Origin of the sequence: Algoriphagus aquaeductus, from assembly GCF_003253485.1 — a bacterium.
Lineage (GTDB): Bacteria > Bacteroidota > Bacteroidia > Cytophagales > Cyclobacteriaceae > Algoriphagus > Algoriphagus aquaeductus.
This window is the reverse complement of sequence record NZ_QKTX01000013.1, coordinates 73,142-88,174: the sequence shown is the minus strand read 5'-3', so window position 1 is coordinate 88,174 and position 15,033 is coordinate 73,142. Positions and strand designations below refer to the sequence as shown.

13 protein-coding genes and 1 pseudogene are annotated in these 15,033 nt (G+C 46.1%); 5 read left to right on the top strand and 9 right to left on the bottom strand.

Translation table 11 applies throughout. The annotated features are described in order from the left end of the window. The first annotated feature begins 35 nt into the window (after positions 1-35). The 4 genes from pcaF to CLV31_RS16380 all read left to right on the top strand — a co-directional run bounded on the left by pcaF (position 36) and on the right by CLV31_RS16380 (position 5,296). On the top strand, positions 36-1,250 hold the full coding sequence (gene pcaF / locus CLV31_RS16395) for a 3-oxoadipyl-CoA thiolase (protein ID WP_111394008.1): 1,215 nt from the start codon (positions 36-38) through the stop codon (positions 1,248-1,250). 11 nt (positions 1,251-1,261) lie between these two features. Beyond that, complete coding sequence (locus tag CLV31_RS16390) at positions 1,262-2,038, top strand: IclR family transcriptional regulator (RefSeq protein WP_111394006.1); 777 nt, start codon at positions 1,262-1,264, stop codon at positions 2,036-2,038. Between the two features lie 3 nt (positions 2,039-2,041). Then, positions 2,042-3,094 (top strand): maleylacetate reductase, encoded by a 1,053-nt coding sequence (locus CLV31_RS16385; RefSeq protein WP_111394004.1) that lies wholly within the window; start codon positions 2,042-2,044, stop codon positions 3,092-3,094. A 159-nt stretch (positions 3,095-3,253) separates the two neighbouring features. Next, on the top strand, positions 3,254-5,296 hold the full coding sequence (locus CLV31_RS16380; RefSeq protein WP_111394002.1) for a family 20 glycosylhydrolase: 2,043 nt from the start codon (positions 3,254-3,256) through the stop codon (positions 5,294-5,296). 38 nt (positions 5,297-5,334) lie between these two features. On the opposite strand, the gene CLV31_RS16375 is transcribed toward CLV31_RS16380, so the two are convergent. The 7 genes and pseudogenes from CLV31_RS16375 to CLV31_RS16345 form a co-directional block, all read right to left on the bottom strand. After that, the gene (locus tag CLV31_RS16375) at positions 5,335-5,661 is read right to left on the bottom strand and encodes a helix-turn-helix domain-containing protein (RefSeq protein ID WP_111394000.1); all 327 of its coding nucleotides are present in this window, start codon (positions 5,659-5,661) and stop codon (positions 5,335-5,337) included. A 13-nt stretch (positions 5,662-5,674) separates the two neighbouring features. Further along, a pseudogene (locus tag CLV31_RS22075) lies at positions 5,675-5,842 on the bottom strand (type II toxin-antitoxin system RelE/ParE family toxin); the annotation flags it as partial. Positions 5,843-6,085: 243 nt separating this feature from the next. Further along, entirely contained in the window at positions 6,086-6,559 is a 474-nt protein-coding gene (locus CLV31_RS16365) for an acyl-CoA thioesterase (RefSeq protein WP_111393998.1), read from the bottom strand. Between the two features lie 24 nt (positions 6,560-6,583). After that, on the bottom strand, positions 6,584-7,024 hold the full coding sequence (locus CLV31_RS16360; RefSeq protein WP_181452657.1) for a cupin domain-containing protein: 441 nt from the start codon (positions 7,022-7,024) through the stop codon (positions 6,584-6,586). Further along, positions 7,017-7,379 carry a VOC family protein gene (locus tag CLV31_RS16355; RefSeq protein ID WP_111393996.1) on the bottom strand — a complete coding sequence of 121 codons (363 nt, stop codon included), beginning with the start codon at positions 7,377-7,379 and terminating at the stop codon, positions 7,017-7,019. The genes CLV31_RS16360 and CLV31_RS16355 overlap by 8 nt, the downstream gene beginning before the upstream one ends. 6 nt (positions 7,380-7,385) lie before the next feature. Next, positions 7,386-8,675: an MgtC/SapB family protein gene (locus tag CLV31_RS16350; protein WP_220084342.1), complete on the bottom strand. Its 1,290-nt coding sequence runs from the start codon at positions 8,673-8,675 to the stop codon at positions 7,386-7,388. Between the two features lie 38 nt (positions 8,676-8,713). Beyond that, positions 8,714-9,346 carry a hypothetical protein gene (locus CLV31_RS16345; protein ID WP_146250913.1) on the bottom strand — a complete coding sequence of 211 codons (633 nt, stop codon included), beginning with the start codon at positions 9,344-9,346 and terminating at the stop codon, positions 8,714-8,716. Between the two features lie 290 nt (positions 9,347-9,636). On the opposite strand from CLV31_RS16345, the gene CLV31_RS16340 reads away from it, so the two are divergent. Continuing rightward, the gene (locus CLV31_RS16340; protein WP_111393992.1) at positions 9,637-11,214 is read left to right on the top strand and encodes an FG-GAP repeat domain-containing protein; all 1,578 of its coding nucleotides are present in this window, start codon (positions 9,637-9,639) and stop codon (positions 11,212-11,214) included. Positions 11,215-11,290: 76 nt separating this feature from the next. On the opposite strand, the gene CLV31_RS16335 is transcribed toward CLV31_RS16340, so the two are convergent. Both CLV31_RS16335 and CLV31_RS16325 read right to left on the bottom strand, forming a co-directional pair. After that, complete coding sequence (locus CLV31_RS16335) at positions 11,291-12,178, bottom strand: dienelactone hydrolase family protein (RefSeq protein ID WP_111393990.1); 888 nt, start codon at positions 12,176-12,178, stop codon at positions 11,291-11,293. A gap of 227 nt (positions 12,179-12,405) precedes the next feature. Further along, a partial coding sequence (locus CLV31_RS16325; protein ID WP_245943424.1) for a Calx-beta domain-containing protein occupies positions 12,406-15,033 on the bottom strand: 2,628 nt, incomplete at its 5' end.

Here is a 15,033-nt window from a genome sequence, read left to right as displayed (position 1 = left end):
AAACAAATGTTCTATATTTGAACAAATATTCGAAAATGAAGGACGCATTTATTATAGATGGAATCCGTACCCCGATTGCCAAGTTTAGAGGAGGCCTATCTGAGGTTCGTGCCGATGATCTGGCCGCATTGGTGATCAGGGAGTTGGTGAGTCGAAATCCGGATTTGGATCCCGCACTGATCGAAGATGTTATCCTCGGCTGTCACAATCAAGCAGGTGAGGACAATCGAAATGTAGCCCGAATGGCAGCGCTTTTAGCTGGTTTGCCGTTGACAGTTCCGGGAGAAACCGTAAATCGTCTGTGTGCATCCGGAATGTCAGCAGTGATTCATGCCAACCGGGCGATCAAATCAGGAGATGGGGATATTTTCATTGCCGGAGGTGTCGAACACATGACCCGTGCGCCATTGGTGATGTCCAAGTCGGCCCTTCCTTATGGAAATGATGCTCAACTTTTCGACAGCAGCTTTGGCTGGCGCTTTGTCAATCCCAAAATGAAAGCACTTTACGGCACCGAAGCCATGGGAGAGACTGCCGAAAACTTGGTGGACATCCATCACATCAGTCGCGAGGATCAGGATTTATTTGCCTTTCGCAGTCAGATGAAAGCCGCCAATGCCCAGGCTTCCGGAAGATTGGCCAAAGAAATCATGACCGTCTCCATTCCTCAGCGGAAGGGAGATCCTGTACTTTTCTCTCAAGACGAATTTATCCGTCCTGACACGACTTTAGAGGCCTTGGCCAAGTTGAAACCTGCTTTCAGACTTGCTGGAGGCACTGTTACGGCAGGAAATGCTTCTGGGCTGAATGACGGTGCGGCTGCCTTGTTAATCGCTTCGGAAACGGCTGTGAAAAATCACAACCTGAAACCCTTGGCAAGAATCTTGGCCTCTTCAGTAGTAGGCGTCGAGCCGAGAATCATGGGAATCGGTCCGGTGGAGGCGTCTAATCGAGCTTTGGCAAAAGCAGGATTGAGTTTTGAAGAATTGGATGTGATTGAGTTGAATGAGGCTTTTGCTGCGCAAAGCTTGGCCTGTACACGTTCTTGGGGATTGGCAGATGATGATCCGAGAGTGAACCCCAACGGAGGAGCCATTGCTTTGGGACATCCATTGGGCATGTCGGGAGCGAGAATTATTCAAGCTGCTGCCTTGGAATTGGTGGAAAAGAAGAAAAGATATGCCCTCTGCACCATGTGTGTGGGAGTGGGGCAGGGATATGCTGTCGTGATCGAAAATGTGAATTTTTGATAGTTTTGGGGATGGCAGACTCTATTAAAAAATCCGACTTTGTCCAATCCCTGGAAAAGGGCTTGAAGGTGATTTCCATTTTCAATGCCCAAAACGATGAATTGACCCTTACCGAAGTGGCCAAGCAGGTCGAACTCACCCGCGCCAATGCACGCCGAATTTTGCTGACTTTGCTGCATTTGGGCTACGTGACTTCGGCTGATGGGAAATATTTCCGGCTCACGCCAAAGGTGTTGACTTTGGGATATGCCTATCTTTCCTCACTTTCTTTCCGGGAATTGGCAGAGCCATTTCTCAATGAACTGGCTAAAACCGTCAATGAATCCTGCTCACTCTCTGTCTTGGACGGGCATGATATCGTCTATGTCGCACGAGTGCAGACTTCCCGGATTATGACGATTTCCCTTGGTCTGGGTACTCGGCTTCCTGCCTATGCTACCTCGATGGGGAGGGTGTTATTATCCGGCCTTTCTCAGGAAGAAGTGGAAAAATATGCCTCTGAGACTTCTTTTGAGCCATTTACAAACTATACGATCACTGATCCACAGGCTTTTCTGGAGCGGATCAACTTAGTCCGTCAACGAGGCTGGGCTTTGGCCGATCAGGAACTTGAAATCGGTGTTCGCTCTATCGCCTGTCCGATCAAGGACAAAAACGGAAAAACAATCGCTGCCCTTAATATCAGCGGACACGCCTCTCGGGTGAGTCGGGATGAGTTGATCGAAAAATATCTCCCCGAACTCCGAAAGACGGTGGCCCAAATCGAGGCAGCACTTTACAAACGCTAAACCATGGAATTTAACTACCGATCATTTCCCAATCGAATCTATTTTGGAAAAGGAAAAAGAAAGCTTCTTCCCGAATTATTGAAGAACTACAGCAAAGTCTTGGTCTTGGCCACAGGACGCTTGGAGGCAGAGGTGAAAAGTCTACAGGATGCTTTGGGATCGAATCGGGTAGTTCATTTTTCAAAGATTATTCAGCATGTTCCCAAGACCTTGGTTTCGGAGGTCAGAGAATTTCGAGCCAAGCATCAGCCCCAAGTTGTGGTGGCAATCGGTGGAGGTTCGGCAATAGGCTTGGCTAAAGCCTTGGCTTTAGATGAATACCTTCCCCAGATTGCGATTCCTTCGACTTATTCTGGTTCGGAGCAGACCAATATTTTCGGGATTTCCACAGAGGCAGGCAAGACTACCGGTCGGAATGATCAGGTGCTGCCAGGAGTGGTGATTTACGATTCGGAGTTGACGGTCGGTATGCACAAGTTGCTGGCAGCTACCTCCGCCATGAATGCCATGGCTCACCTCATGGAGGCCATCTATTCTCCCACTGCCAATCCGGTGACCCGCTCGATAGCGCTTCAGGGAATGGAGGTGATCAAAAAGGGCATGGAAAATCTCGCTCAGTCCGATTCGCTCACCGAAGAAAGCAATGAAAATTTGTTGCTGGGTGCGTATTTAGCGGGTAAATGCCTGTGTGAAGTGGAAATGTCCCTTCACCACAAAGCCTGTCACACCTTGGGAGGTAGTTTTGGGCTGGATCATGCTTCGGTGCATACCGTGATGCAATCCTATGTGATGGATTTTCAGTGGGATTTCCTTTCGGAAGAAATGAAAAACGATTTTAAAACCGTCTTTCAAAGCGAAAATCCGGCCCTGGAATTAAGGCGATTGGCGGGGAATTGTTGGGCAAAAACAGACCTGCAAAGCCTTGGTTTTGGGGAAGAAAATATTCCCGAAGCAGTCGAGCTGATGTTGGCCAAGCCGTATGCAAATGTGCGTCCTTTGACTCAGGAGAATCTAAGTGAGCTATTGAGAAAAGCCGTTTTGGGCGAATTGGGGTGATTTGTTTAGGTGTTATTTCAAGCTAAATCTTCCTTTTAGCCTCTGAGTTTAGATTTTTCTAAAGGTTTGACCCGTTTTGAACCTCCATTTTCCCTTTGATCTTGGTTTTAATGGGGTTTTTAAGGCTTTATTTCTATTTTATGAGGAAATGCCAGCCTTATGAAAAACTTTATTCCTTTCCTCCTTTTTGGATTCCTGTTGATACTTGGGTCCTGCGAAACTTCCACCAAATCAGAAGCCCGATTTGAGCTTTTGCCTTCTCCCTCCGAAATGACAATCTCTGGCCAATCCAAACTTGAGTTGGAGCAAGTTGAGGCTTCTTTTGAGAAAGCCAAAAAAGCCATGCTTGAAAAAGGGAGTTTGGAAGGAATTGAAAGCTTTCGTTTTACCCTCCAACCGGATTTGGATCTGAAAAAGGAAGGCTACCTGATGGAGATTTCGGTGGATCAGATCAGTATTCAGGCGCCGGCCGAAGCGGGGCTTTGGTATGGATTGATGACTTTGGGACAATTGATCCAAGATGCCAAGGACCAAAATGCCGTTTTGCCTTTGGTGAAAATCAAAGATGAACCTGCCTTGGACTATCGTGCCGTGCACCTCGATGTGAAGCATCATTTGGAGAAAAAGGAGTATTACTTCGAACTCATGGACCGATTTGCTGCGCAAAAAATCAACGCGGTAATCGTGGAGATCGAGGACAAACTCCAATACGAACTTCAGCCGAAGGTGGGCTCCTCCGATGCGTTTAGCATCTCGGAATGGAAAGAGCTCAGCGATTACGCCATGGCCAGACATATTCGGATCAGTCCTTTGGTGCAGGGATTGGGTCATGCGTCTTTTATCCTAAAGCATCCCGAATACATCCCGCTTCGAGACGATCCGGAGAGTGACTGGGCTTTTAATCCGTTGAATGAAGAGACCTACAAAGTTCAATTTGACCTATATGAAGATGCGCTGAAGGCTTTTCCTTATGCGAACTACCTGCATGTGGGAGGGGATGAAGTTCACACGACGGGAAGAAATTCCGGAAAATCGCCTCTCGAACTCCAACTTATCTGGCTCAATCGGGTGAGTGAGTATGCTGCGCAAAAAGGCTTGACGCCGATCTTTTGGGACGATATGCCCCTGAAAAATGCAGAGGTCTATCGCTCCATTTATGATTCCAAATTGACTAAGGCACAGGTGGATAGCATTTGGTCAGCCAACGAGCCCAACCTGAATAAGTACATCGATTTGTTCCCAAAAAACTGCGTCTACATGCGCTGGAACTACGATATGCCCGAGTCGCCGGGGAATAACCGGGCGATCCAATGGTTTACCGACAATGGACTGAAAGTGATGGGGGCCACCGCCGGTCAGACCCGCTGGAATCTCATGCCGCAGGATCAAAGCAATACGAATAACATCCGGGATTTTGCGCTGATCTCGATCCGAAACAAGGCGGATGGATTGCTTCTGACGCTTTGGGACGATGATTCTCCTCACTTTGAATTGTATCAGCGAGGGAATTCCATTTTTGCGGAATACACCTGGGCTGGGGAAAAACGAAGCGTCGATCAGTTGCATCAGGCATACCGTCAGCGGGCATTTGGACCTGAGTTTGCTTCGGCCGAACATGAATTTATCAATGACTTGGAAGGTCCTGTGGCGGATTGGAAAAACCTGCTTTTGGATAATCGAAGAGACCGAAATCGTCTCCGAAAATTGGAAAACCCGATAGATGAGGCGGTGATTCCATTCCCCAACTTGGATTCTGCGGGCAAATGGACAGGAAAATACCAAAGCAAAATCGCTCAGGCTCAAGCCAATCTAGCCAAAGTAGATTCCATACTACAGCAGATTCAGGAGATCAAAAAGTCAGCCTTGAGAAATACTCATCAGCTGGAAGTGTATGAACAAGTGGCCGAAGTGGTGCAGTTTTCCAATCGGGCGATTATCACTTTGGCCGAACTCGACGAACCAAGCGGTGAAAAGCGGGAAGTGGCCAAATCCAAGCTTCAGCAAATGGAAGCCGAATGGACCTCTATCCAAAACAAGGTCGAAGAAGTCTATAGCAAAACCCGCCAACTCAACAAGCCTGATGGCTACATTTTGGATCAAGACCATCACGTCCATTTGGCCAATCAAGCCTTGAAGTTTTCAGACTGGCAGTTTTATGTGGAAGGCTTGTTTTTGGAGAAGGTGAAAAGGGAGGTGAAATGATCCAATATACCTTGCTAGGATTCAAAATTTCACATCTCTCAAATAAGCTTGACAAAGTTGTCTTCAAGCTTTACGTTGAAGTTGATTTCAGCTTTCAAGGCTTTAAATACTTTAAGAATAGTATCAATGGTTGCACTGTTTGCGCTGCTCTCCAGTTTTGAAATTTGCGCTTTCTGAACCCCCACGAGTAGACCGAGTTCTTCTTGAGTCAGATTTCTTTCCAGTCTTGCGGCTTTAATCATTCTCCCTAAGACATCCATTCGGAGTTCATATTCATACTCGTCCCGCGCTGCGGTTCCTACTTCGCCGATATACTTGTCTTTCATCTCGCCAAGAGTGAAAGTCTTTGTTTTTTTGGATGCCATGGGGCTATCTTATTTATTTGCCTTCAAAGTACTTTGTTTTCAATCGTATTGCCCGGTCAATTTCCTGCCCAGGAACTTTATCCACCTTCTTTATAAAGCCATGAGTGGCTATTACCAAGGTTTCCTTTTTATCAGTTTTATCCCAAAATGCCAAAAGCCTAATTTGAAGTCCTCCGAACTTGGTCCGGAATTCCTAAATGTCATTTTGAAGCTTTTTAAACAGTTTTGGGTCATTGGTATGTTCTGCAAGGTTAATGTTGTAGAAGATTTTCTTGATTGTTTTAGGGTCAAGTTGAGCGATGAACTGTTCAGCTTCCTCTAAAAATTTTGTTTCAAAAAATCTCATACAAACTTGATTGAAGAACTCCTCAAAAATAACATTTGTTTCTAAAAATAGAAACTTTTATAAATATCTCCAGAAAACTCACTCATTAAAAAACGGCCGCATCTCCTCGTGGATCTCTTCCCGGAGGGTTTTGAGTTTGAGCGCGTATTCTTGCAGCTTCTTTTCCTGATCGGTTTTCGGTATCCAAGGCTTTACTTTTTTGGGGTTGCCATTTTCGTCCACAGACACAAAAATGATGATGCAATGGGTCTTTTTCTCAAACTTCTTCTGCTCGAAGGTTCGGGAATACACCTCGACCATGATGTGGATACTCGAGCTGCCGGTGTAGATCACCTGAGAATCAATCTTGATCACCTCGCCGATTCCAATAGGTTTGTAAAAGCGGATGCCGCCCACATAGACCGTTACACAGTAGCTTTCTGCCCAGTTTCTCGCACAGGTGTAGGCTGCCTGATCGATCCACTTCATCACGGTGCCGCCATGGACTTTTCCCCCGAAATTCACATCGCCGGGTTCACTGATAAACTGAAAGGTGGTCTTATGAGAAGGCATATGCTTTGAGTTGAATGGTGAGGATTAATTGGTTTTAGATTCCTTGACTACAATTTCTTTTCCCTCCGTCCCGGCATAAAAAACGACAATTTCGACGGGTTCGTCCCCTTCGTTTTTTCCATAATGAACCACATCCACCACTTCGATGATCGGGTCACCGGCCTTGAGATGAAGGGTATTTCCTTTTTCATCAATGACTGTCAGTTCACCTTTCAGCATGAATCCCGCATTGATTACCGGGTGGTAATGTTTGGAAAGTTCCGAATGTGGAGGAATGGTGACTTTGACGATGGATATCTTGGGTTTTCCTTCAGGATAGGAGGGGAGTGAATCTCCGTTCCAGGAAAGATGGGATTCGATCAGTGTTTCGCTGAAAGGAGTTTTGGACGGTGTCTTACCGGTAGAGCAAGACCAAACCATCCCGATTAGCAATCCTAAAAATGATAGATAATAGTTCTTAATCATGGGTTTGACAGGCTTCAAGGACGTTTCCGTCCAAATCGAAAAATTGAAAATAGGTAACGAGGGAATCTGTAATCAAATCTGTGACTTGCACTCCTTTACTGATTAACTCATCTCTGGACTTTGCGGCATTATCTGTTCTGAAAATGGGATACGCACAAGTCGAAGGGGAGTTGTGGATTGGTTCATCGGTTTGCCAAAGAGTTAGGCTGGGTGGGCCTCCGGTGTCCATCACGGTCAACCTGATCTCATCATCTGAAAAGATAGGTGTAAGGCCTAATTTTTCCTGATACCAAACTGCCGAATTTGAATGGTTTTTTACCCTGAGGATCAAGGTGTCGATTCCTTTAAATACCATGGCTGTTTATCTGATTATGAATAAAGCGATAATTCCTGCTCCAAAAACCACCCCGTATCCTAAAATTAACTTTTTCCTTAACTCCATACTTCCGGCATAGATGCCGATGCCCATTTTGACCAGTGTGTTGGAAATGGTAGCAATCAATATCGAGATCCCCGCGATCTGCATGATCAATTGATTCCCTGCGAGTTTGGAAACTGAAATGGTAATGGCGTCAATATCTGAAATCCCTGCAATTGCACTGGAAATGAAAGTGCCCCGTTCGCCAAGATTTTCATTGGCATAACTGACCAAAAGTAAAATGGCAGAATAGATTGCTCCGAATACCAAGGCACTTTTCAAGTCCAAAGGTTTTTTGAGCGGGATGAGCTGATCATCCATGAGTTCTTTTTTCCTTTTGGCAAAAATGTAAACTGTGATTCCCAGTCCTGCAAGAAAAACAATCAGTACAGGGAACAGCAATTTTTCAAAAAGAGCAAGGTTGAAAATAAATGTCCAAATCAAAACCCGAATGGTCATGATGGAGCTAGCCGCCAAAATGGCTGTGGCACAAGAGGATGATAGACTTGGATTTTCCTTGCTTTTTTGGGCAAAAACCCAAGTCACTGCTGTACTCGATACTAATCCCCCCACGAGACCACTGACTAATATTCCCCGATTTGCTCCAAGAAATTTGGTCAAAATATAACCTACTAATCCAAGCCCGGAAGTGAGTAAGACGACCCATCCTATTTCTCTGAAATTCAAGACTTGATATGGTCCAAATGTCTCATCAGGTAAAAAAGGGAAGATCAGTAAGGCCAATACTACGAATCGGATAAAATCATATAGTTCCTCAGCTGTTATCTTTCCTACGATGGTTTTGATTCGGAATTTGGAAGAAAGGACCACGACCAAGATCACGGTTATAAACAGTGAGATTTCAATCAGTCCGTTTAGAACCAGGGTGCCCAGAATAAAGGCAAATACTGAACTCAATTCAGTAGTAAGACCTCGATCGCCCTGCGTAGCAGTATACCAATAAGAGGTAGCCTGGAGAATTACCACCCCGAGAAGAATGACTCCATAGACCCAAGGCGAAAAAACATGATAAAATATTCCGCCTGCAAAACCAAGTAATACCAGAATGCTAAATGTTCGGACTCCGGAAAAACCACTTGAGTTTTCTTTCATCGCACTGTATTGCCTTTCCAAGCCGATCACTCCGCCGATTCCCAATGCCACTGCAATCCGGATTAGGAAATCCATTTGAGAAAGGGAAAATGAAGGTAAATCAATCAGTTGCTGTTCCAAGATGAATTGGGATTATGCCTGAAATTGGGATTGATTGATCATTGGTTTTCTTCTTCCAGAAAGAATTGAATTTCTAAAAATATTCCTTCCTTGGATTTTTGGGACTGATCTATCTCATTCAGTGTGGACAAAATTCCTCCAAGGCGGAGTTTTCTTTCCGGAAGATCATCACTTTCCTTCGGATGTCCTACGAGTACGGTCTCATGAGTATAGTCTGAATGAAGCTCATAGATCACATAAGACTCTGAAATGGGAACCAAGGCAAAGCTTGTTTCTCCACCAACAGCCACCGGTACAAGTACTTTTCCTACGGTCTGTTCACTGATTTTTTTTGGAGTTCCAACTAGCGTTACACTTAGCCCGGGCTTTCCTCTTTCGATCATTTGAGAAATAGTGATGTGTACGGGATGATATTTTTCATAAGTCTCAAATAATTCTCCATCAAGCCGAGCCAGAATTTTCTCCCTACTTCGATTATCCATTTTGCATATGGACATGACCAGAAAAAGGATAAGTTTCTGCTTATCCTGACCGGTGCCTGCTATGATCTCCAATTCGGCCGGGGAAACTACTCCGTCTTTGGCGTGACTGAATAAATTGTAAAAGTGACCTCCGTTGTCAAATTTGGTGATCGCCTCCTGAAAGGAGGAGAAAGGATGGATTTCTTTCATGGATACATTAAGGTGGGCTGGATTTCCTGATTTTGACAAATAAGGTACATATAAAATTGAAGTGATTTTAGGGCTTGAGTTTTTGTTTTTTGATCTGAAAGGCTGAAAATGGACTGGATCAACTTTGCGTTTGCTCCTATTGGTCAATTTGTCGTCCTTGAGTTGGAAAACGATTTAGTTTTTCTGTCTGGTGATTGACTAAGAATCTGATTTTCTGACTCCCGATAATCCCTGCCTTAGTTAGCCCATCGTTTTTTCAATTTCATTTTTTATCCTCAACTTGAAAAAGTATGAAACAGAATTTTTCGGTACTAATCTTTCTGATGATCCTTTTCTCCTGTAGTGGAGGAAGTAAAACCGAAGCTTCTTTCCCACTTCAACCGACTCCTTCCGGACTTTCTGGTGAGGTGCTTGCCAAATCCCATTGTGGGAGTTGCCATGCTTATGTGGAGCCTTCGGCCCTTCCCAAGTTCAGTTGGGAACAGGATGTCCTGCCCTCCATGGGTCATCGGATGGGGATTTTCAAGGGTGACCGGCAACCTGACAGTCTTTTTACCCCTGGGCTGGGAGGAGAAATAGTCAGGCAGGCAAATATTTATCCCGAGCAACCCATGCTTGCCAAGGAGGACTGGGACAAACTTGTGGCCTTTTATCTTCAGGAGGCTCCGGATAGCTTGCCGACTTATAAAAGGAGTCAACAAATCAAGCTGGGATTGAAGCATTTTAAAGTCAGGGAGATAGGGCAAGCCCATCGACCAGCTTTGACTACCATGGTCAAAATCTTGCCCGATTCCAGAGGTTTGGTTTTCGCAGATGGAAAGAGAAACCGTAGCATGCTGACTTTTCTCAACTCAAAGTTGGAATTGGATTACGAACTCGCTTTTTCCAGGGCTCCGGTAGATTTTTATGAAAAAAAAGACGCCCTCATGCTGGCTATTGCAGGAGACGGAGTGTTTCCCAGTGATTTGCCTATTGGATCTATTCAAAAAGTAACCAAAAACGGGATAGAAAAATCCTATAACCAGTCTCGAGAGATCATCTCTAATATGCAGAGGCCGGTGCAGATTTCATGTGGCGATCTGGATGGAGACGGATTGGAAGATCTGGTAGCCAGTGAATTTGGAGACCTAACCGGCAATCTGGCTTGGTATCAAAATCTTGGTAAGGACCGGTACACCAAACATGTGCTAAGACCTAAGCCGGGGGCGATCAAGACGATCTTGAGGGATGTGAATCAAGATGGTCAATTGGATATCCTTTCCCTGATGGCCCAAGGCGATGAAGGAGTCTTTCTGTACACCAACCAAGGCCAGGGTAAGTTTGCTGAAAAGCAACTCCTTGCATTTTCACCCCTGCAAGGTTCTTTGCACATGGAATTGGCGGACTTCAATCAGGATGGCTTTGAAGATTTGATCTATGTCTCGGGGGATAATGCTGATCGTACACCCTTTTTGAAAAACTTTCACGGGATCTATATTTTTCTAAACGACGGCAATTACCAATTTACCCAAGCCTGGTTTTTTCCGCTTCATGGAGCATATAAGGCTATTCCTAGTGACTATGATGGAGATGGGGACTTGGATATTGCGGTGATTTCCCATTTCCCGGATTATGTTCATTCGCCTGAAGAGAGCTTTGTGTATCTGGAAAACAAAGGAAACCTGACTTTTGAAGCCTACACCTTTCCTCAATCCTTCAGGGGGCGCTGGTTTGTCATGGATGCCGGTGATCTGGATGGGGATGGAGACATTGATTTGGCATTGGGTTCATTTGTGCTTTTTGAACCTATGGGAGATCAAACTGGGCTTGGTAAGCGATGGATGGAACAAGGGCCTTCGGTGGTGGTCCTAGAAAATACCATTCGATAAGTAAAAAGTAGCTTTTTGTTTGAATGGGTAAAGCTTTTCCAAAGTCAGAGACCTTGGAAAAGCTAAGGGTGCTATATCACTTCAAATTGGCCTTGAAAAATGCGATGGTCTTATCCCAAGCAGCTTTGGCTGCTGCCTCGTCGTACCTTGGAGTCGTATTGTTGTGGAATCCGTGATTTACACCGGGATAGTTGATCATTTCGTATTTTTTGCCGTTGGCTTTGAGAGCTTCTTCGTAGGCAGGCCAACCCGCATTTACTCGTTCATCTAGTTCGGCGTAGATTACAAGTAGGGGAGCTTTGATTTTTGGCACCTCTGCGAGGTCAGGTTGACCCCCATAGAAAGGTACGGCCGCCTTCAAATCTGGGATTCTCACCGCCATCGTGTTGGAAATCCAACCACCAAAGCAGAAACCGACAACCCCTACATTTCCGTCGCAGTCGGGATGATTTTTTAGGAATTCGTAGGCTGCTATAAAGTCCTCGAGCATTTCGTCCCTGTTTCGCTTGGCTTGCAAGGTACGGCCTTCGTCATCATTGCCGGGATATCCGCCAAGAGGGGTAAGTGCGTCTGGGGCGATAGATATAAACCCGTCTACTGCACATCTTCTGCCTACATCTTCAATATACGGATTGAGTCCGCGGTTTTCGTGGACTACCACAATGCCGGGAAACTTACCTTTACCTGCTGGTTTGGAAAGTAATCCTTTGATCTGTCCGCCTCCTTTGGGGGAGTCGTACATCACATAGTCCGAACTCTGCATGCGCTCGTCAGTAGGCTCGATCGTGCGGGTGTTTACATAGTCCGGCATCATGCTGCTCATCAATGCAGTGACGGTGATGCCACCAACGGCGTAGGCAGATAGCTTTTCTACAAAAGTCCTTCGGTCCAGTTTATTGTGACAGTAGTAATCATAGAGGTCAAAGGCCTCCTGAGGGATATCCTCTTTTCTGAGTTTTTCCATGGTTTGGTTTGGGTTAATGCAGGTAAGTTATTCAAAATCAAGGAAGGGAAAAGAGGGGAATGGTTTGATTGTAGGAATTTGTTTTGAATGGAAGATTTCGGACGATTTTATCTTTGAGCAAAAGGAGGGAGACACAGGTTTTTTTAGAAGGCATGGCTTTAATCTTAAAAAGGCTAACCGAAATCTCGATTAGCCTTTCTTGTTCAGTGTTTGTTTAAATCAGGTAATTAATTTTTGATGATAAGAACTCCTTGCATCAGCTGGTAATCTCCGTATTCATCTTGGAATCTAACTGCGAAGAAGTAAGACCCTGGCGCAAAATAAGGAAGTTGAAGTTCGTTACTCAAGTTGTTTTTCTGATACAACTGGAAGCCATTTTGAGTAAATATGGTCAACTCCTCAATTTGTCCCGGAACATGTTTGACTTTCCAAAGCTCCCCTTGTTTCAAGAGCACTGATACTTTTGGAGCTTTGTCATCGTCCAGGATCAAAACACTGCTGATTGGATTTTCTGGCAGTCGTACATTTATTGGACTTGAGAACTGAATAGCAAACCGCTCGTTGCTTTCTTGTCTCGTATCACCGATAATTCCGATTGAAATTCGACCTGACCGGCTTCCTGTTGGAATGGTCAGCACTCCTGATGTTGCTACATAATCTTCCCCAGCTCTTGCCTGTTCATTGACGGTGGTGTAATTCAACGATACTTCCTGAGTGGCTTCTGAATCCAAAGTAACCTCAAGAACCGCCGGGATGATGCCACGATCTCCCTCTTTAATAGCATAGGTTCGTGTTCTAAGAATTGGTATAACTTCAGAGCAAACGTCATCATCCATACCATTGCAGTTTTCATCTATTCCATTGCCACAGATTTCTATTGCCCCTGGATTGATGGCTGCCAGGAAGTCGTTGCAATCGGTGTTGTTTTCTACATAACCAGTAGGTTTGGTACAGGACTGAATCGATTCTGCTGGGTTACCATATCCATCTCCATCCAAGTCTTGGTAGTAGGTGCTCAAAGGACTAATAGCTATGGTTACAGTATTCGAAGTAGCCGAGGCCGGACTAGCACAAGTAGCGGAAGAAGTCATCACCACAGACACCTGATCACCATTAGCCAAGGCCGCATTGGTGTAAGTAGGAGCGTTGGTTCCCACGTTGTTACCGTTCAGCTTCCACTGATAGACTGGCGCATCTCCTCCGTTGACCGGAGTGGCGGTAAAGGTGACGCTGGTTCCGGTACAGATTTCATTACCCGGATTAGCTGCGATACTGACGGATGGAACCAAAGTGCTGGTCACGGTCATCGTCACGGTATTCGAAGTGGCCGCGGTCGGACTTGCACAAGTTGCGGAAGAAGTCATAACCACAGACACTTGATCCCCATTGGCCAAAGCCGCATTGGTGTAGGTCGCAGAGTTGGTTCCCACATTGTTGCCATTCAACTTCCACTGGTAGACTGGTGCATCTCCTCCGTTGACCGGAGTGGCGGTAAAGGTGACGCTGGTTCCGGTACAGATTTCATTACCCGGATTAGCTGCGATACTGACGGATGGAACCAAAGTGCTGGTCACGGTCATCGTCACGGTATTGGAAGTAGCCAAGCTTGGACTTGCACAAGTTGCGGAGGAAGTCATCACCACAGACACCTGATCACCATTGGCCAAGGATGCATTGGTGTAAGTAGGAGCGTTGGTTCCCACGTTGTTACCGTTCAGCTTCCACTGGTAGACTGGCGCATCGCCTCCGTTGACCGGAGTGGCGGTAAAGGTGACGCTGGTTCCGGTACAAATCTGATTGCCTGGATTTGCCGCAATACTTACCGAAGGAACCAAAGTGCTGGTCACGGTCATGGTTACTGTATTCGAAGTGACTGCACTTGGACTAGCACAAGCTGCGGAAGAAGTCATTACCACAGACACCTGATCACCATTGGCCAAGGCCGCATTGGTGTAAGTAGGTGCGTTGGTTCCCACGTTGTTACCGTTCAGCTTCCACTGATAGACTGGCGCATCTCCTCCGTTGACCGGAGTGGCGGTAAAGGTGACGCTGGTTCCGGTACAGATTTCATTACCCGGATTAGCTGCGATACTTACCGAAGGAACCAAAGTGCTGGTCACGGTCATCGTCACGGTATTCGAAGTGGCCGCGGTCGGACTTGCACAAGCTGCAGAAGAAGTCATCACCACAGACACCTGATCACCATTAGCCAAGGCTGCATTGGTATAGGTAGGAGCGTTCGTTCCCACTGTGTTACCGTTGAGCTTCCACTGGTAGACTGGTGCATCTCCTCCGTTGACCGGAGTGGCGGTAAAGGTGACGCTGGTTCCGGTACAGATTTCATTGCCCGGATTAGCTGCGATACTGACGGATGGAACCAAAGTGCTGGTCACGGTCATCGTCACGGTATTCGAAGTGACTGCACTTGGACTAGCACAGGCAGCGGAGGAAGTCATCACCACAGACACCTGATCACCATTGGCCAAGGATGCATTGGTGTAAGTAGGAGCGTTGGTTCCCACGTTGTTACCGTTCAGCTTCCACTGGTAGACTGGCGCATCGCCTCCGTTGACCGGAGTGGCGGTAAAGGTGACGCTGGTTCCGGTACAAATCTGATTGCCTGGATTTGCCGCAATACTTACCGAAGGAACCAAAGTGCTGGTCACGGTCATGGTTACTGTATTCGAAGTGACTGCACTTGGACTAGCACAAGCTGCGGAAGAAGTCATTACCACAGACACCTGATCACCATTAGCCAAAGCCGCATTGGTATAAGTAGGTGCGTTGGTTCCCACGTTGTTACCGTTCAGCTTCCACTGGTAGACTGGCGCATCTCCTCCGTTGACCGGAGTGGC

Bases quoted from the DNA above. Each gene is read 5' to 3' on its own strand.
- pcaF (WP_111394008.1), top strand. From the start codon at position 36: ATGAAGGACGCATTTATTATAGATGGAATCCGTACCCCGATTGCCAAG.
- CLV31_RS16390 (WP_111394006.1), top strand. From the start codon at position 1,262: ATGGCAGACTCTATTAAAAAATCCGACTTTGTCCAATCCCTGGAAAAG.
- CLV31_RS16385 (WP_111394004.1), top strand. From the start codon at position 2,042: ATGGAATTTAACTACCGATCATTTCCCAATCGAATCTATTTTGGAAAA.
- CLV31_RS16380 (WP_111394002.1), top strand. From the start codon at position 3,254: ATGAAAAACTTTATTCCTTTCCTCCTTTTTGGATTCCTGTTGATACTT.
- CLV31_RS16375 (WP_111394000.1), bottom strand. From the start codon at position 5,661: ATGGCATCCAAAAAAACAAAGACTTTCACTCTTGGCGAGATGAAAGAC.
- CLV31_RS16365 (WP_111393998.1), bottom strand. From the start codon at position 6,559: ATGCCTTCTCATAAGACCACCTTTCAGTTTATCAGTGAACCCGGCGAT.
- CLV31_RS16360 (WP_181452657.1), bottom strand. From the start codon at position 7,024: ATGATTAAGAACTATTATCTATCATTTTTAGGATTGCTAATCGGGATG.
- CLV31_RS16355 (WP_111393996.1), bottom strand. From the start codon at position 7,379: ATGGTATTTAAAGGAATCGACACCTTGATCCTCAGGGTAAAAAACCAT.
- CLV31_RS16345 (WP_146250913.1), bottom strand. From the start codon at position 9,346: ATGAAAGAAATCCATCCTTTCTCCTCCTTTCAGGAGGCGATCACCAAA.
- CLV31_RS16340 (WP_111393992.1), top strand. From the start codon at position 9,637: ATGAAACAGAATTTTTCGGTACTAATCTTTCTGATGATCCTTTTCTCC.
- CLV31_RS16335 (WP_111393990.1), bottom strand. From the start codon at position 12,178: ATGGAAAAACTCAGAAAAGAGGATATCCCTCAGGAGGCCTTTGACCTC.